This is a genomic window from Vibrio fortis, from assembly GCF_024347475.1.
Taxonomy (GTDB): Bacteria; Pseudomonadota; Gammaproteobacteria; order Enterobacterales; family Vibrionaceae; genus Vibrio; species Vibrio fortis.
This window is the reverse complement of sequence record NZ_AP025487.1, coordinates 2,738,476-2,755,408: the sequence shown is the minus strand read 5'-3', so window position 1 is coordinate 2,755,408 and position 16,933 is coordinate 2,738,476. Positions and strand designations below refer to the sequence as shown.

Sequence of the window (16,933 nt, the reverse complement as noted above, 5' to 3'; positions counted from 1 at the left end):
GGTATGGACACTGTATGAATCAACAGTATAATAAACACCAATTAGTCACCCCTATGTGGGTTAGAAACAGATTCTAAATCGCTTGTTATAGACAACCGATTATGTGGAGATAGTAATGGACGAGAATAAACAAAAAGCGTTAGCCGCAGCCCTTGGTCAGATTGAAAAGCAGTTTGGTAAAGGCTCTATCATGCGTCTTGGTGACAACCGCACAATGGATGTAGAAACCATTTCTACTGGCTCGCTATCTCTAGATATCGCACTAGGTGCTGGTGGCCTGCCAATGGGTCGTATCGTTGAGATCTATGGTCCAGAATCATCAGGTAAAACAACCCTAACACTAGAGCTTATCGCAGCAGCTCAACGTGAAGGTAAAACATGTGCATTCGTCGATGCGGAGCACGCACTAGACCCTATCTATGCTCAAAAGTTGGGTGTTGATATCGATGCGCTTCTTGTTTCTCAGCCTGATACTGGTGAGCAAGCACTAGAAATCTGTGATGCGTTAGCGCGTTCAGGTGCGATTGATGTTCTTGTTGTCGACTCTGTAGCAGCATTGACACCGAAAGCGGAAATTGAAGGTGAGATGGGTGATAGCCACATGGGTCTGCAAGCGCGTATGCTTTCTCAAGCAATGCGTAAGCTAACAGGTAACCTGAAGCAATCTAACTGTATGTGTATCTTCATCAACCAAATCCGTATGAAGATCGGTGTTATGTTTGGTAACCCAGAAACAACAACGGGTGGTAACGCACTTAAGTTCTACGCATCTGTTCGTCTTGATATCCGTCGTACTGGCTCTATCAAAGAAGGCGACGAGATTGTTGGTAACGAAACTCGCATTAAGGTTGTTAAGAACAAGATTGCTGCACCATTTAAGCAAGCTGAAACTCAAATTCTATACGGCCAAGGCTTTAACCGTGAGGGTGAGCTGATCGACCTAGGTGTTAAGCATAAGCTGATTGAAAAAGCGGGTGCTTGGTACAGCTACAACGGCGATAAGATCGGTCAAGGTAAAGCGAACGCTGGTAAGTTCCTTCGTGAGAATCCAGAAGCAGCGAAAACTATCGATGCTAAGCTTCGTGAAATGCTACTGACTCCAGCTCGAGCTGAAGAGCCTGAAACAGGTGAAATGCCGCAAGAAGAGTTATAATTAACTCGCTCTGATTGGAAAGCCTCGCACTTGCGGGGCTTTTTTGTACCCACTATTTTTTGTTTCTACTATCCTAGCTGTTATTTCTTATCCCCTTCGGAAGGTCACTTTCTTCTTCACTGCTGAACGACTCTTGGTTTACTGACTCCAGTGCTGCAATCAAGGGTGATGCCTTGCTACGATTTGCTTTCCCTGTCCACACTGAACTAGCTGTAGAAAAAGTCTAATTTCGTTCTTTTTCTCGGAAAGTTCTAATCATGACAAAACACCGATATTAGAGCGGGGTGTGAGTTTATTTCATTTTCTATCAATTGCTTATATTGATGTCTTTGTTCGTCGTTACATTCTTTATACGTTGATGTGTTGGTTTGGTGTGAAGTTTTATCCGTCATTACATTTTGGTTTGAGAAAGGTTTGTGGCTCGGGGTTATGTCGGGTGATAAATTTTTCCCACGATTTGAGGTTACTGATAGTTAAGTTATTAATTTGGTTTTGTGAATAGGTAAGAGAATGTCAAAGATTAAGAGAAAAGACGCAGAGTTAGCGACGCATTTACTAGAGGAGTATCGAACGATGACGTCGATAGAGTCCTTTCAACTGGATGTGCTGCAAAGCCTAGTAAAAGTGCTGTCTGCAAACATCAAGTCATTGGATAGTAATGACCGTAACGTCTTGCTGAATCTTGCCAAGCAGAATCTCGATGTAGAGATGGATTTCTCAAAATCTGCAGGCTTCGATGACGCTTTACCGAAGCTGACCGAATTTAAAACTGTTATTAACGTCATTTAAATAGCACTAGAACAATAAAACAGATGGCTTTTGAGTCGTCGGAAATTAAAAGGATAAATCATGAATAAAGTTACGTTTCTTGGTGAACAGGTCGCATTAGAAGGTCATTTTCCAGGTAAAGGCGAGCAACTAGTAACACCTGAACTGTGTACTCTGTCGCTTAACCCACTGACAATCTCTGATGTAGACAGCAAGTACAAGCTGATTTACTTATTCCCAAGCATCGATACACCAGTGTGTGCTGCAACGACTAAGAGCTTGTCTGAACTGGCTCAATTAAACCTGAAAGATGTGTCGATCTATACCGTATCAGCAGACCTGCCATTTGCGTTGGCGCGTTACAATGAAGCGTCTGAAATTGCCAACGTTGAGCACCTTTCTGTGTTTAAAGACGTAACTGCGCTGAACACATTTGGTGTTGAAATTAAAGACCACGCTCTGACTGGCCTGGCTTCACGTGCGGTTATCCTATTGGATAGCGAAAATAAAGTGATTCACAGTGAACTGGTTAGTGAAATCACTGAAGCACCAAACTTCAACCTTGTCGTTGAAGCTATTCAAGGCTAATTCGTTTTTTGATTGTAACCTCAAGGCTTCTAGTCTTGAGGTTTTTTCATTTTATGGATGAGTTTGCTTACTCTGTTTCTATTGTCGATCTTGAGCATAATGCTGCGCTATTTTGTGCGCCGTTTGGTGACTATTACTCTCGATTTTGAAGAATTCCGACCTAAATTCCATCCCAATGGCTCTTTTGTACAAGAAAACTAGTCGAAGCCTTAACCATGATCTACAATACGGCAAAATTCTAACTCGACTATTTTCAGGAAGAGCTGCATGTACATGAGCACTGATGAGGTTCGCAACGCGTTCCTTAAGTTCTTTGAGAGCAAAGGACACCAAATCGTAGACAGTTCATCGTTAGTTCCACATAACGATCCAACCCTGCTATTTACTAACGCAGGTATGAACCAATTCAAAGATTGTTTCTTAGGCGCCGAAAAGCGTGCCTACACTCGAGCGACTACGGCTCAACGTTGTGTACGTGCTGGTGGTAAACACAACGACCTTGAAAACGTAGGTTTCACGGCTCGTCACCACACATTCTTTGAAATGCTTGGTAACTTCAGCTTTGGTGACTACTTCAAAGAAGACGCGATTGCGTTTGCTTGGGAATTCCTAACAGAAACTCTACAACTACCAAAAGACCGTCTACTGGTAACGGTATACGAGACAGATGACGAAGCATTCGATATCTGGAACAAGAAAGTAGGTGTACCTGCTGACCGTATCGTTCGCATCGGCGACAAAGAAGGCGGTAAACAGTTCGAGTCTGATAACTTCTGGACAATGGGTGACACAGGTCCTTGTGGTCCATGTACTGAAATTTTCTACGATCACGGTGAACACATTTGGGGCGGCCGCCCAGGCACACCTGAAGAAGATGGTGACCGTTTCATCGAGATCTGGAACAACGTATTCATGCAGTTCAACCGTCATGCAGACGGCACAATGGAACCGCTACCTAAGCCTGCTGTAGATACAGGTATGGGTATTGAGCGTATCTCTGCAATCATGCAAGGCGTACACTCAAACTACGAAATCGACGTATTCCAAAAGCTAATCAAAGCGACAGCTGAAACGATCGGTTACGAAGACCTATCAAACCAGTCACTACGTGTTATCGCTGACCACATCCGTTCTTGTTCATTCCTGATCGCTGATGGTGTTATGCCTTCAAACGAAGGTCGTGGTTACGTTCTACGTCGTATTATTCGTCGTGCAGTTCGTCACGGTAACAAGCTTGGTGCACAAGGCGTATTCTTCCACAAACTTGTAGGCGTACTGGCTGAAGTTATGGGCAGCGCAGCTGACGAGCTGAAGAAGCAACAAGAGCTTGTTGAAAAAGTACTTCGTATCGAAGAAGAAAACTTCGGTCGCACACTAGAGCGCGGCATGGTTATCTTGAACGAAGCACTAGACGCACTTGAAGGCAAAGAGCTAGACGGTGAAACCGTATTCAAACTTTACGATACCTACGGCTTCCCAGCTGACTTAACTAACGACGTAGCTCGTGAGCGTGACTTCACTATTGATGAAGAAGGCTTCGAGAAGGCGATGGAAGTTCAGCGTCAGCGTGCTCGTGAAGCGGGCCAATTTGGTACTGACTACAACGCGACGATCAAAGTGGAAACCAACACTGAATTCTGTGGTTACACTGGTACAGAAGGTGCTGGCGAAATTTCTGCACTTTTCGTTGAAGGTGAAGAGGTTGCTTCTCTGTCTGCTGGCGACAAAGCAATCATCATCCTTGAAGAGACACCATTCTACGCGGAATCAGGCGGTCAATGTGGTGATACAGGTACGCTAAAAACTGCATCTGGTCTTTTCAAAGTTGAAGACACTCAGAAGCTAGGCAACGCATTTGCACACCACGGTGAGCTAGTTGAAGGTGTATTCGCTAAAGGCGATAAAGTAGAAGCAACAGTAGACGCTGAACGTCGCGCTGCTATCTCACTAAACCACTCTGCAACTCACCTATTGCACGCGGCACTGCGTGAAGTTCTAGGCGAGCACGTTGCTCAGAAAGGTTCTTTGGTTAAGCCTGACAACCTACGTTTCGACTTCTCTAACCTTGAAGCGGTAACACCAGCACAACTGAAAGAAGTTGAGCGTCTAGTGAACGCACAAATTCGTAAGAACCATGTGATTGAAACTAACATCATGGATATCGAATCAGCGAAGGAAAAAGGTGCGATGGCACTCTTCGGTGAGAAGTACGATGACGAAGTTCGCGTGCTGTCTATGGGTGAGTTCTCTACTGAGCTTTGTGGTGGTATCCACGCTTCAAACACAGGTGATATCGGTCTGTTCAAGATCACTTCTGAAGGTGGTATTGCTGCAGGTATCCGTCGTATTGAAGCCGTAACGGGTGAAGCTGCGCTGGATGCTATCGAAGAGCAACAAGCTAAGTACGAAGAGAAGATTGCTGAATCTACTTCTAAGGCGAAAGCACTAGAGAAAGAGATTCAAAAGCTGAAAGAGAAGATGGCTGCATCTGAAAGTGCAAACATCATGGGCAAAGCACAAGAAATCAACGGCGTGAAAGTACTGATCGCAGGTATGGAAGGTGCTGATCCTAAGAACCTACGTACTATGGTTGATAACGCTAAGAACCAAATGGGTAGTGGCGTAGTGATGCTAGCTAACATCAATGGCGACAAGATTGGTCTTATCGCGGGTGTTACTAAAGACCTTATCGGTAAAGTAAAAGCGGGTGACCTAGTTAAGATGGTTGCTGAGCAAGTTGGTGGTAAAGGCGGTGGTCGTCCTGACATGGCTCAAGCAGGTGGTACAGACGTATCAGCACTGCCTGAAGCGATGAAGTCAGTTCAAGCATGGCTAGAAGAGCGCCTATAAAACTAATCTCTTGATCCAAAGATGCCCAATCACCCGATTGGGCATCTTTTATTTTGTATCATCGTTAATTACGTAAGCTAATAAAAAGTATTGAAATTAACCAAGAGGTTGGAACTTAGAGTCGACCTCTTGGTTAATTTTTATGACTTCGCTATGACGCGAAGTGTGTTTTTTTGTCATATATAGACATTGGTCTTGGGAAGGTGAGGACGGGTGAAAATGCCTCTTATCGTACAAAAATTTGGTGGAACGTCAGTGGGCTCTATTGAAAGAATCCACTCAGTTGCAGAGAAAATCATTGAAGCAAAAAACGACGGCAATCAAGTCGTGGTGGTGGTTTCTGCAATGTCAGGAGAAACAAACCGATTAGTTGATTTAGCCAATCAGATAGATTGCGTACCAAACGCGAGGGAATTGGATGTCTTATTGACAGCCGGTGAACAGGTCTCGATGGCTTTATTAGCAATGACGTTACACAAATTGGGCTATGAAGCGACATCGATGACAGGTTATCAAGCCAAGATTCACACCGACTCAAACCATAATAATGCCGCTATCACTCATATTGATACTGCTCCGATTAAAGCTCTGCTCGAACAAGGACAGATAGTGATTGTGGCCGGCTTTCAGGGCGTTAATCACAAAGGCGATATCACGACGCTGGGGCGTGGTGGCTCAGACACCAGTGCTGTTGCATTAGCTGGTGCGCTCAATGCGCAAGAGTGTCAGATCTATACCGATGTTGATGGCGTTTACTCTTGTGACCCTAGAGTGGTTAAAGATTCCAAACGCTTACCTCTGCTTGATTTCCCTTCAATGGAAGAGATGGCACGTTGCGGGGCTAAGGTTTTGCACCTGCCTTGCGTTCAATTTGCGTGGAAGCATCAAGTACCACTGCGAGTGTTATCAAGCTTTGAGAAGGGCGAGGGTACCTTAATCTCGGGTGAAGAGTGTTTGAATGACATATCTGGCATCGCTATTCAGAAAGATATGGTGTTGATAGAATGCGCAGTAGAAGAGCTGTCATCTCTCATATCACAGGCACAATTACTCGGTATCGAAGTGTGTAGTGTGATCGAGGAAACAGAACGAGCAGCAGTGGTGATTAAACGCGACGCAAGTACGAAATTAAAACTAGTTTTTGCTGAGAAAATCCGTAATAGTGAACAAGTTAGTTTGTTAACTGTAGTAGGTAGTCGAACACAAGATATTGTGGTCAGTTCACATGGATTGTTGTCTGAAGGCGAGGTTGATGTACAGCATCACTTATTGCAGCAGCAGTCTTTAACCCTGGTGGTTTCTCCCGACCAGGTCGATACAGCTGCTAACATACTACACAAAGCATACATTGTAGCGCGTGAAACACAGGGTTATCTTAAAAAAGAAGTGCATTTTGGTTAAATAAACTCATTCGATAGTTTACGAAAATATAACTTTTGTTGGATAATGCTCTCGTAGCTAGATAAATTTAGAGATTACTCAAGGAGCAAAGAATGCTAATTTTGACTCGCCGCGTTGGCGAAACACTGATGATTGGTGATGAAGTAACAGTGACTGTACTAGGTGTTAAAGGTAACCAAGTACGTATTGGTGTTAATGCACCTAAAGAAGTATCTGTTCACCGTGAAGAGATCTACATGCGCATTCAAGCTGAAAAAGGTAATGGTAACGTTGCATCTGGCAACTACTAATACTTTCGCGTAGAAAAAGGGCTAGCACTGTTGCTAGCCTTTTTTGATCTTGGCGTTTGAAACCGAGTTTAGGTTATAGGAAAAAACGATAGTTGGTGATTGATGCATTCACTGTCATTCCAACTTCATCGATAAACACTTTATCTGTGTCACGAGTTCGCCTTTTTTCTTGCATACAGATGTAGCCAAATTTCTAGGCTCGTAGTATGGTTGCTTATGCACTGACAATGTCATTGTTAAAAATTAGATAACTTAATTCCACGCGTAATTTTGCTAATCTTTCACCTTAATTTTTAAGGGAAAAAGAGCCTTTTGATATTAATAAGTTCAAATAGCAAGCGCTTTGATTAAATTGCAAACGGTTGAGTGTTTTTATCCATTTTTTTTCAATAAAGTGTTTGACATATTTTCGGTAAAACGTAATATGTGCCTCCGCAAGACGGTGAGGTGGCCGAGAGGCCGAAGGCGCTCCCCTGCTAAGGGAGTATGTGGTTTGTAGCTGCATCGAGGGTTCGAATCCCTCCCTCACCGCCATTTCTTGCGAGTCTAAACGTAGCAAGTTAGACAACAATATGTGCGCTCTTAGCTCAGCTGGATAGAGTACCTGGCTACGAACCAGGCGGTCGGAGGTTCGAATCCTCCAGAGCGCGCCATTATCTCTCTTATCATTTGATAGGCGTGATAATAATGAATTAGGTGAGGTGGCCGAGTGGCCGAAGGCGCTCCCCTGCTAAGGGAGTATGTGGTTTGTAGCTGCATCGAGGGTTCGAATCCCTCCCTCACCGCCATTCATTACAGGCCGATGGCCTTTTTTTTGTTTCGTTGTAAGCAAAATGTGATATATTTCACAACTTCATTCGAGAGAGTGAAACACCGTGCGCTCTTAGCTCAGCTGGATAGAGTACCTGGCTACGAACCAGGCGGTCGGAGGTTCGAATCCTCCAGAGCGCGCCACTATTTAGGGTTTCCTAGTGAACTCCTGATATTGGAAAACCGATATCAAAAACCGTGCGTCCTTAGCTCAGCTGGATAGAGTACCTGGCTACGAACCAGGCGGTCGGAGGTTCGAATCCTCCAGGACGCGCCACTATTTAAAGGTTTTCTTTCATTATAAGAATGAGAATCTTGATATTGATTATTACGCCTTTGGCAATTAACATCGAAACCGTGCGCTCTTAGCTCAGCTGGATAGAGTACCTGGCTACGAACCAGGCGGTCGGAGGTTCGAATCCTCCAGAGCGCGCCACTATTTAGGGTTTCCTAGTGAACTCCTGATATTGGAAAACTGATATCAAAAACCGTGCGTCCTTAGCTCAGCTGGATAGAGTACCTGGCTACGAACCAGGCGGTCGGAGGTTCGAATCCTCCAGGACGCGCCACTATTTAAAGGCTTTCTTTCTGATAAGAACAGAAATCCTTGTGTTAATTAGCTATTTAGAATGGTTGGTTAATACGAAAACCGCGCGCTCTTAGCTCAGCTGGATAGAGTACCTGGCTACGAACCAGGCGGTCGGAGGTTCGAATCCTCCAGAGCGCGCCACTATTTAGGGTTTCCTAGTGAACTCCTGATATTGGAAAACCGATATCAAAAACCGTGCGTCCTTAGCTCAGCTGGATAGAGTACCTGGCTACGAACCAGGCGGTCGGAGGTTCGAATCCTCCAGGACGCGCCACTATTTAAAGGCTTTCTTTCTGATAAGAACAGAAATCCTTGTGTTAATTAGCTATCTAGAATAGTTATTTAACGCGAAAACCGCGCGCTCTTAGCTCAGCTGGATAGAGTACCTGGCTACGAACCAGGCGGTCGGAGGTTCGAATCCTCCAGAGCGCGCCACTTCCTTAAAAAAGCCTCGTTTATACGAGGTTTTTTTTCGTCTGCAGCTTTTATTGTTAATTAAATGTTAACATTTGGTTATTCCTAACCTATTGTATTTATTAGCTTTAGCTGTTCCCAACTGTTTATTCCACCTTGCTCATATCATTTGCAGAAAAAAGCCTAATTAAGTCGCAGTTTATTCATCTGAAAATCATTAATTTGTCAGATTTATGTGATCTGTATGGCGAATAATTAACCTGATCTGTGTGTTATCCGTAACACAGCCTTAAACAAAATTGACAAACTTTTACCAATCGAGATAATCCAAGGGTCGGGATCATTATTCGCTGAAATCCTGCACACATGTCAGGATGACAAAGAAAGGAAGCAACATGACTAATATAGGAAGCCTGCTAGGAGATGCGGCAACCCTAATGGTGACAGGTATGTCTGTCGTCTTTATCTTCTTAACTATTCTCGTTTATCTCGTTCGGTTAATGTCGAAACTGGTACCAGAAGAAGTACCCGAGCCGGTCGCTGCACCAAAAACAATTCAAAAATCACAATCAACCCCTTCTGCTGTTAGTCCACAGGTTGTGGCAGCAATATCGTCCGCGGTTCATCAATACCGTGTATCGACTGCTAAGTAGCAATTAAAAAGGATTAAAAGGAGTTAATGAGCATGTCTAAACCACTAGCTATCACAGACGTGGTACTTCGTGACGCCCATCAGTCACTATTTGCTACGAGAATGCGTATCGAGGATATGCTGCCAATCGCAGCTGAACTGGATAAAGTTGGATACTGGTCACTTGAAACATGGGGCGGGGCAACCTTTGATTCATGTATCCGTTTTCTTGGAGAAGATCCTTGGGAGCGTCTACGTGAGCTTAAAAAAGCGATGCCAAACACCCCAATGCAAATGCTACTTCGTGGTCAAAACCTTTTAGGCTACCGTCATTATGCAGACGACGTGGTAGAGAAATTTGTAGAGCGTGCACATAAAAACGGGATGGATGTATTCCGTATTTTTGATGCAATGAATGACGTACGTAACTTTGAGAAAGCGGTAAAAGCAACGGTTGACGTTGGCGGACACGCTCAAGGCACACTGTCGTACACTACAAGCCCAGTTCACAACGCTGACACTTGGGTTGATCTCGCTAAGCGATTAGAAGATCTTGGCTGTCACTCACTGTGTATCAAAGACATGTCAGGTCTATTGAAGCCTTACGAAGCGGAAGAGCTGATTACCCGTATTAAAGCGTCGTGTGATGTTCCACTAGCGCTTCACAGCCACGCAACAACCGGTCTATCAACGGCAACTGCAGTGAAAGCGGTTGAAGCTGGTATCGATATTCTAGATACCGCTATCTCTTCAATGAGTTGTACATACGGTCACACCCCAACAGAGACAGTTGTCGCAATGCTTGAAGGTACAGAGCGCGCAACCGGTCTTAAGCTTGACCAAATCGAACCAATCGCCGCTTACTTCCGTGAAGTTCGTAAGAAGTACGCGAAATGGGAAGGTCAATTGAAGGGCGTCGACTCACGTATCCTTATTGCTCAAGTACCAGGTGGCATGTTGACGAATATGGAAGGCCAGTTGAAAGAGCAAGGTGCTGCTGATCGTCTAGATGAAGTATTGGAAGAGATCCCACGCGTACGTGAAGACCTAGGTTTCATTCCACTAGTAACTCCAACGTCTCAGATCGTGGGCACACAAGCGGTGATCAATGTTCTAACTGGCGAACGCTACAAGAGCATTACCAAAGAGACTGCAGGTGTTTTAAAAGGCGAATACGGCCAAGCACCGGCTGAGCTTAATGCAGAGTTGCAAGCTAAGGTGCTTGATGGTGCTGAGCCTATCACCTGTCGCCCAGCAGACTTGCTGAAGGCTGAGATGGATACGTTAACTACAGACCTTCTTGAAAAAGCAAAAGAAGAGGGTATCTCTTTGGCTGAAGATACGGTTGATGATGTTCTAACTTACGCGCTTTTCCCACAAGTAGGCCTTAAGTTCCTGAAGAACCGTCATAATCCTGAAGCCTTTGAGCCTGCACCAGGTACTGAAGTTGAAGCTCCTGCAACTGCAGCCCCTGCACCAGCAGCGGGTGGCATTGAAAGCTACAGCGTAAAAGTAGACGGTCAAGTTTACGATGTTGAAGTTGGTCCTCAAGGTCAATTAACGTCGGTATCGCCAGCAGCACAACCTGCTCAGCAAAGTGCACCAGCAGCTGCGCCTGCGGCGTCGAATGCTGAATCTGTACCAGCACCACTGGCTGGCAACATCTTCAAAGTAAACGTACAACCGGGTGCTCAAGTGGCTGAAGGTGATGTTCTACTGATCCTAGAAGCGATGAAGATGGAGACAGAAGTTCGTGCGGCACGCGGTGGTATCGTACAAGAGCTAAATGTTAAAGAAGGCGATGCAGTTTCTGTAGGCGCTCCATTACTAAGCTTGGCGTAAGGGAGTACCATGGAAGGATTGATGACCTTATGGTCTGAAACGGGGATTGCCAACTTTGAGTTTGGCCAAATCTGTATGATGTTGGTTGGCTGCTTACTGTTGTTCTTGGCAATTCGTAAAGGATTTGAACCACTACTACTGTTACCTATCGGTTTCGGTGCCGTGCTGGCGAACATTCCAAACGCTGGCTTTACTGAGCCGGGTGGTCTGCTGTACTACGTTTACTACATCGGGATCGAGACTGGGATCTTCCCACTGTTGATCTTTATGGGTGTGGGCGCGATGACCGATTTCGGTGCTTTGATTGCTAACCCTAAAACACTATGGCTTGGTGCAGCTGCGCAGTTTGGTATCTTTGCGACTCTATTTGGTGCGATTTTGCTCAACTACATTCCAGGTATGGAATTTACGATGGCAGATGCTTCATCCATTGCGATCATTGGTGGCGCCGATGGCCCGACTGCGATCTTCTTGGCGAGTAAGCTCTCACCTGATCTATTGGGTGCGATCGCCGTAGCGGCATACAGCTACATGGCACTGGTTCCAATTATTCAACCGCCAATCATGAAGGCACTAACGTCTCCAGAAGAGCGTAAGATTCAGATGGCTCAACTGCGTCACGTAAGTAAGGGTGAGAAGATTCTTTTCCCTCTTGCTGTATTGCTGATGACGATTCTGTTCCTACCGTCGGCAACGCCGTTAGTCGGTATGTTCTGTCTAGGTAACTTGATGCGTGAAGCGGGTGTGGTCGATCGTCTATCAAAGACGGCTCAAAACGAGCTGATCAACGTGGTGACTATCTTCCTTGGCCTAGGTGTGGGTTCTAAGCTACAAGCGGATACCTTCTTGAATCTAGAGACTCTTGGTATTCTTGGCCTAGGTGCTGTTGCCTTCAGTATTGGTACTGCAGGTGGTGTACTCATGGCGAAGCTACTGAACAAGTTCTCTAAAGAAGACATCAACCCGCTTATTGGTGCTGCAGGTGTATCAGCGGTACCAATGGCAGCACGTGTAGTGAACAAGGTTGGTCTTGAGGCTAACCCACAAAACTTCCTACTGATGCATGCTATGGGTCCAAACGTAGCGGGCGTATTGGGAAGTGCGGTAGCCGCAGGTATCTTGTTGGCTCTGGTTGGTTAACCGGGTTACATCTAGCCAAACGGTTGAGTTAATTGGTGGTTATTTTTCAAACCAGTGGTTAACTTAGCCTAACAAAATGGTTTATAGTCGAAGGGATGCTTGTGCATCCCTTTCTTTTATTCGTTAGGTTTTAACTAATTAGGGACGTGTTGAGATGGAAAATAAACAGATAGCGATTACCGAATTTGGCAGGGTAGAAAACCTTGTACTTCAAACCCGTGCGATACCTGAACCTCAAGAGGGTGAAGTGGTGGTTAAGGTTGCGTTTTCTGGAGTAAATCCAATTGATGTTAAAACCCGAGCGGGACTAGGTTGGGCGGCGGCACAGAACAAAGACAATCTTCCTTGGGTGCCTGGCTACGATATTTCGGGTCAAGTGATTGCGTGTGGCGAGTCGGCGGAGCGATTCTCTGTCGGAGCCAATGTTGCTGGCTTTATTGGGTTCCCTCTTCAAGGTGGCGGCTATAGTCAATACGTTGCGGTGTCAGAGAGTGCCTTAAGCGCAGTGCCAGACTCTGTCACTCTAGAAGCTGCGGCAGCACTGCCATTGGCTAGCCAAACTGCTGCACAGGCACTAAACAAAGCTGAGGTCAAAGAGGGCGATCGCGTTCTTATATTGGCGGGTGCGGGTGGTGTCGGTCACCTAGCGGTGCAGATTGCAGTTGCTGCAAAAGCTGAGGTTTATACCACTTGCAGCGAGGCTAACCTGGACTACCTAGCAACACTTGGCGCTCATGCCATTAATTATCAGTTTGCCCCTGCTTCTGAACGCGTGTCTGATGTTGATGTATTGATTGACTTAGTCGGTGGTGACACAGCTCTTGATGCGCTTAAGTGTCTTAAAGATGGCGCGCGCGTGGTAACCGTGCCAACGCTTTCGGCAGAGCTTATCTGTGAAAAGGCTAAACTGCTCGGTTTCACCGCAAGTGGAATGCTTGTTGAGCCACAACCAGAACAGATGGATACAATGTTGTACATGGTGAGTGTTGGTTTGTTGAAAACGGAAGTTCAACGCATTTTCCCTATGGACGAAGCACAAGCGGCGCATCTACAGGTTGAAACTGGTCATACACGAGGCAAGGTCCTACTGGATATGAAGTGTTAGAATCATTTAATTCAATGTTTGAAGCCATAGCGCTGTGGTTCTCTGATTCTGCGCTATGGGTACTGTTCATTAGTGGTTTTCTCAGTGCCACACTGTTACCCGGAGGTTCAGAAGCCAGTCTCATTGCTGCTTTGAGCCTCAATCAATTTTCTACTTTCTCGATTATTTTGGTCTCTACTTTGGGGAATACCCTCGGTGGATTAACCAACTATTGGATTGGTTTATGGTTACCTAATCGAACTCAATCCGAGAAGCATGGTCATAAAGCTATATCTTGGCTACGTCGCTATGGTTATTGGACTTTATTGTTTAGTTGGTTACCTATAATTGGTGACCCTTTGTGTCTGGCTGCAGGTTGGCTTCGAATGAAGTTCTTACCGAGTCTGATATTGATTGCGATCGGCAAGGCTGCGCGTTACAGCTTATTGGCTGGCATCTATTTCGGTTTTTTCTAAGGAGAACCTATGAAGAAGGTTTTACTGGGTACATTTTCTCTTATTGCCCTCGCAGGGTGTTCTCATCAAGTACCTAGCTCAACTTCCCTGTTTTCTTCACTGCCTGAAGGCGTCACCCTTGTTGATGAGGTGAAACCTTCGAGCGACAAAGTGGTTATTCCATACACTAAATATCAGTTAGAGAACGGTCTAACGGTAATTCTTTCACCAGATGACTCCGATCCCTTGGTGCATGTTGACGTCACCTATCATGTTGGCTCAGCTCGAGAGGAGATTGGTAAATCGGGATTTGCTCACTTCTTTGAACATATGATGTTCCAAGGCTCTGAGAACGTGGGTGACCAAGAGCACTTTAAGATCATCACCGAAGCGGGTGGTACTCTGAACGGTACCACTAATCGAGATCGCACCAACTACTTTGAAACTGTGCCGTCGAACCAACTAGAGAAGATGCTGTGGTTGGAATCTGATCGCATGGGCTTTTTGTTGGATGCAGTTTCTCAACGAAAATTTGAGATCCAACGAGATACGGTGAAAAACGAGCGCGCTCAAACCTACGAAAACCGTCCTTATGGCTTGATGTGGGAACGCATGGGTGAAGCGCTGTATCCTGAAGGACACCCTTATTCTTGGCAACCTATCGGTTATGTCGAAGACCTTGATCGTGTTGATGTAAATGATCTTAAAGCCTTTTTCCTGCGTTGGTATGGCCCAAATAACGCGGTATTGACCATTGGTGGTGACATCGATGTAGAGGATACGCTTGAGTGGGTAAACAAATACTTTGGACCGATTCCCAAAGGACCAGAAGTCGAAAAGACTGAGAAGCAACCCGCAGTCTTAACCGAAGACAAGTACATCACGCTAGAAGATAACATTCGTCAGCCAATGGTCTTGGTTGGTTGGCCCACGACCTACCGTGGTGAAGAGACGCAGGCAACACTAAATGCTTTGTCTAACGTTCTAGGTAAAGGCACCAACAGCTACTTGTACCAAAACCTTGTTAAGACTCAGAAAGCGGTCAGCGCGGGTTCATTCCATGATTGTGGTGAGCTTGCATGTACCCTGTATGTGTACGCGATGGGCGACTCGGGTAAGAAAGGCGACCTAACAGTATTGAATCAAGCGCTTTTGGGTACGCTGGATAAGTTCTCTAAAGAGGGGGTTGATCAGGAGCGACTTGATCAAATTACGGGCATGGCGGAAGCCAACGCAGTGTTTGCTCTGCAGAGTGTTCGTGGAAAAGTGTCTCAACTCGCCTCGAATGAAACCTTTTACGGCCAGCCAGATCGCATCGAGTCTCAGCTAGAGCAGATTCGAGCAGTGACCCCAGAGAGCGTGACCAAAGCTTATCAAGACTTTGTTCAAGGCAAACACAAAGTGACGTTAAGCGTTGTCCCTCGTCGCCAGCTAGATTTAGCGGTGCGTGAAGCGACCTTTGAAACGCCACCTCGCACGCTACCAGAATATACCAAGGTAACCGAAGACCAGCTTGAGTTTAGAAAAGCACCGAATACCTTTGATCGCAGTGTGATGCCTGAAGTGACGTTTGGTGTCACTGCTACTATGCCTGATCTGTACCGTGTCCACTATGAAAATGGCGCGGAACTGATTGGTACAGTGACAACTGAAACACCAACGGTGCAGCTACAGTTCCAGCTACCAGCTGGTGAGCGCTACGTGGCAAAAGGACAGGAAGGCTTAGCGAATCTAACGGCAGCGATGATGGAAGAGGGCTCAACGCAGCGTACCGTTGAAGAGCTGCAAGCGACGCTCGATAAACTGGGTAGCAGTGTCAGCATCAGTGCGGGCAGCTACACCACAGATATCTCTGTATCTTCATTGGAGAAGAACCTAGCACAGACTCTGGCGATCGTAGAAGAGGTGCTGTTTAGTCCTAAGTTTGATGAACAAGACTTTGCTCGTGTCAAAAGACAGATGCTAGAGGGTGTGGTTTATCAGCATCAGCAGCCGAGCTGGATGGCATCTCAGGCGACTCGTGAAGTGTTGTTTGGCGACAGCTTGTTCGCTCGCTCGAGTGATGGTACTGAGGAGTCTTTGGCGTCGTTAACACTGGATGATGTAAAAGAGTTTTACAATCAGCACTATACTCCTGAAGGGGCGAATATTGTTATTGTAGGTGACATCTCGAAAAGAGAGGCTGAAAAGCAGCTAAACTTCTTTAAAGAGTGGCAGGGCGATGCTGCACCACTGACGCGCCCACAGATCATTACGCCGTTGGAAGGCCAACATCTGTATTTGGTCGATAAGCCAAACGCGCCACAAAGTATTGTTCGCTTAGTACGCAAAGGTCTGCCTTTTGACGCGACTGGTGAACAGTACCTCGCTCAATTAGCGAACTTCAACCTTGCAGGTAACTTCAATAGCCGAGTGAATCAGAACCTACGTGAAGATAAAGGCTATACCTACGGGGCAAGCGGCTACTTCGCAAGTAATCGTGAAACAGGGGCTGTGGTATTCAGTGCTCAAGTACGAGCCAATGCGACGGTGGCTTCAATTGAAGAGTTCGTTAATGAGCTGAATGAGTTTAGCCAAAGCGGATTAACTGACGAAGAGGTGAAATTTATGCGCCTTGCCGTCGGTCAACAAGATGCACTCAAATACGAAACACCAAGCCAGAAAGCGGGGCTATTGAGTAACATTGTGACCTTAGGCCTTGATGAAGACTACCTTAAGCAGCGCAACGAGATTGTCGACAACGTCTCCAAAGAGCAGCTTAATGAACTCGCTAAACGCTGGTTTGATCCGAATGATTATCAAATTATTGTCGTGGGTGATGCAGCTTCACTGCGTCCACAACTAGAAAAGTTAGATATTCCCATAGAAGAGCTTGAAATCATTCGTTAGAGTACACATTAATGGGAGAGAAAAGAGAG

General features: G+C 45.8%; 12 protein-coding genes and 10 tRNA genes. All 22 read left to right on the top strand.

Going from position 1 to position 16,933, the window contains the following annotated elements:
- Nucleotides 1-115 precede the first annotated feature (115 nt).
- The 22 genes from recA to OCV50_RS11900 all read left to right on the top strand — a co-directional run bounded on the left by recA (nucleotide 116) and on the right by OCV50_RS11900 (nucleotide 16,904).
- On the top strand, nucleotides 116-1,153 hold the full coding sequence (recA, locus tag OCV50_RS12005; RefSeq protein WP_261903149.1) for a recombinase RecA: 1,038 nt from the start codon (nucleotides 116-118) through the stop codon (nucleotides 1,151-1,153).
- A 510-nt stretch (nucleotides 1,154-1,663) separates the two neighbouring features.
- Entirely contained in the window at nucleotides 1,664-1,942 is a 279-nt protein-coding gene (locus OCV50_RS12000; RefSeq protein ID WP_261903148.1) for a hypothetical protein, read from the top strand.
- Between the two features lie 60 nt (nucleotides 1,943-2,002).
- Nucleotides 2,003-2,509 (top strand): thiol peroxidase, encoded by a 507-nt coding sequence (gene tpx / locus OCV50_RS11995; RefSeq protein ID WP_261903147.1) that lies wholly within the window; start codon nucleotides 2,003-2,005, stop codon nucleotides 2,507-2,509.
- 267 nt (nucleotides 2,510-2,776) lie between these two features.
- Nucleotides 2,777-5,359 (top strand): alanine--tRNA ligase, encoded by a 2,583-nt coding sequence (gene alaS, locus OCV50_RS11990; RefSeq protein ID WP_239841221.1) that lies wholly within the window; start codon nucleotides 2,777-2,779, stop codon nucleotides 5,357-5,359.
- Between the two features lie 219 nt (nucleotides 5,360-5,578).
- The gene (locus OCV50_RS11985; RefSeq protein ID WP_239841295.1) at nucleotides 5,579-6,760 is read left to right on the top strand and encodes an aspartate kinase; all 1,182 of its coding nucleotides are present in this window, start codon (nucleotides 5,579-5,581) and stop codon (nucleotides 6,758-6,760) included.
- Between the two features lie 92 nt (nucleotides 6,761-6,852).
- Nucleotides 6,853-7,050, top strand: a complete 198-nt coding sequence (gene csrA / locus OCV50_RS11980; protein ID WP_004415691.1) for a carbon storage regulator CsrA — start codon at nucleotides 6,853-6,855, stop codon at nucleotides 7,048-7,050.
- A gap of 441 nt (nucleotides 7,051-7,491) precedes the next feature.
- A tRNA-Ser gene (locus OCV50_RS11975) sits at nucleotides 7,492-7,584 on the top strand.
- Nucleotides 7,585-7,626: 42 nt separating this feature from the next.
- A tRNA-Arg gene (locus OCV50_RS11970) sits at nucleotides 7,627-7,703 on the top strand.
- 42 nt (nucleotides 7,704-7,745) lie between these two features.
- A tRNA-Ser gene (locus OCV50_RS11965) sits at nucleotides 7,746-7,838 on the top strand.
- An 89-nt stretch (nucleotides 7,839-7,927) separates the two neighbouring features.
- Nucleotides 7,928-8,004: transfer RNA gene (locus OCV50_RS11960), tRNA-Arg, on the top strand.
- Nucleotides 8,005-8,060: 56 nt separating this feature from the next.
- Nucleotides 8,061-8,137, top strand: a tRNA-Arg gene (locus tag OCV50_RS11955).
- An 82-nt stretch (nucleotides 8,138-8,219) separates the two neighbouring features.
- Nucleotides 8,220-8,296 (top strand) — tRNA-Arg (locus OCV50_RS11950).
- Between the two features lie 56 nt (nucleotides 8,297-8,352).
- Nucleotides 8,353-8,429: transfer RNA gene (locus OCV50_RS11945), tRNA-Arg, on the top strand.
- Nucleotides 8,430-8,513: 84 nt separating this feature from the next.
- A tRNA-Arg gene (locus tag OCV50_RS11940) sits at nucleotides 8,514-8,590 on the top strand.
- A gap of 56 nt (nucleotides 8,591-8,646) precedes the next feature.
- Nucleotides 8,647-8,723: transfer RNA gene (locus OCV50_RS11935), tRNA-Arg, on the top strand.
- 84 nt (nucleotides 8,724-8,807) lie between these two features.
- Nucleotides 8,808-8,884 (top strand) — tRNA-Arg (locus OCV50_RS11930).
- Nucleotides 8,885-9,258: 374 nt separating this feature from the next.
- Entirely contained in the window at nucleotides 9,259-9,516 is a 258-nt protein-coding gene (locus tag OCV50_RS11925) for an oxaloacetate decarboxylase subunit gamma (protein ID WP_261903146.1), read from the top strand.
- Nucleotides 9,517-9,548: 32 nt separating this feature from the next.
- Entirely contained in the window at nucleotides 9,549-11,336 is a 1,788-nt protein-coding gene (gene oadA / locus OCV50_RS11920) for a sodium-extruding oxaloacetate decarboxylase subunit alpha (RefSeq protein WP_261903145.1), read from the top strand.
- A gap of 9 nt (nucleotides 11,337-11,345) precedes the next feature.
- Nucleotides 11,346-12,476, top strand: a complete 1,131-nt coding sequence (locus OCV50_RS11915; RefSeq protein WP_239841219.1) for a sodium ion-translocating decarboxylase subunit beta — start codon at nucleotides 11,346-11,348, stop codon at nucleotides 12,474-12,476.
- A 154-nt stretch (nucleotides 12,477-12,630) separates the two neighbouring features.
- A complete protein-coding gene (locus OCV50_RS11910) occupies nucleotides 12,631-13,581 on the top strand; it encodes an NADP-dependent oxidoreductase (protein WP_261903144.1) in 951 nt (316 codons plus the stop codon).
- Nucleotides 13,575-14,036, top strand: a complete 462-nt coding sequence (locus OCV50_RS11905) for a YqaA family protein (RefSeq protein ID WP_239841217.1) — start codon at nucleotides 13,575-13,577, stop codon at nucleotides 14,034-14,036. Before OCV50_RS11910 ends, OCV50_RS11905 begins: the two co-directional genes overlap by 7 nt.
- A gap of 9 nt (nucleotides 14,037-14,045) precedes the next feature.
- Nucleotides 14,046-16,904 (top strand): M16 family metallopeptidase, encoded by a 2,859-nt coding sequence (locus tag OCV50_RS11900; protein WP_261903143.1) that lies wholly within the window; start codon nucleotides 14,046-14,048, stop codon nucleotides 16,902-16,904.
- Nucleotides 16,905-16,933 lie beyond the last annotated feature (29 nt).

Coding starts and splice junctions, on each gene's coding strand:
- OCV50_RS11900 (WP_261903143.1), top strand. CDS start 14,046: ATGAAGAAGGTTTTACTGGGTACATTTTCTCTTATTGCCCTCGCAGGG.
- alaS (WP_239841221.1), top strand. CDS start 2,777: ATGTACATGAGCACTGATGAGGTTCGCAACGCGTTCCTTAAGTTCTTT.
- recA (WP_261903149.1), top strand. CDS start 116: ATGGACGAGAATAAACAAAAAGCGTTAGCCGCAGCCCTTGGTCAGATT.
- tpx (WP_261903147.1), top strand. CDS start 2,003: ATGAATAAAGTTACGTTTCTTGGTGAACAGGTCGCATTAGAAGGTCAT.
- OCV50_RS11910 (WP_261903144.1), top strand. CDS start 12,631: ATGGAAAATAAACAGATAGCGATTACCGAATTTGGCAGGGTAGAAAAC.
- OCV50_RS11925 (WP_261903146.1), top strand. CDS start 9,259: ATGACTAATATAGGAAGCCTGCTAGGAGATGCGGCAACCCTAATGGTG.
- oadA (WP_261903145.1), top strand. CDS start 9,549: ATGTCTAAACCACTAGCTATCACAGACGTGGTACTTCGTGACGCCCAT.
- csrA (WP_004415691.1), top strand. CDS start 6,853: ATGCTAATTTTGACTCGCCGCGTTGGCGAAACACTGATGATTGGTGAT.
- OCV50_RS12000 (WP_261903148.1), top strand. CDS start 1,664: ATGTCAAAGATTAAGAGAAAAGACGCAGAGTTAGCGACGCATTTACTA.
- OCV50_RS11915 (WP_239841219.1), top strand. CDS start 11,346: ATGGAAGGATTGATGACCTTATGGTCTGAAACGGGGATTGCCAACTTT.
- OCV50_RS11985 (WP_239841295.1), top strand. CDS start 5,579: ATGCCTCTTATCGTACAAAAATTTGGTGGAACGTCAGTGGGCTCTATT.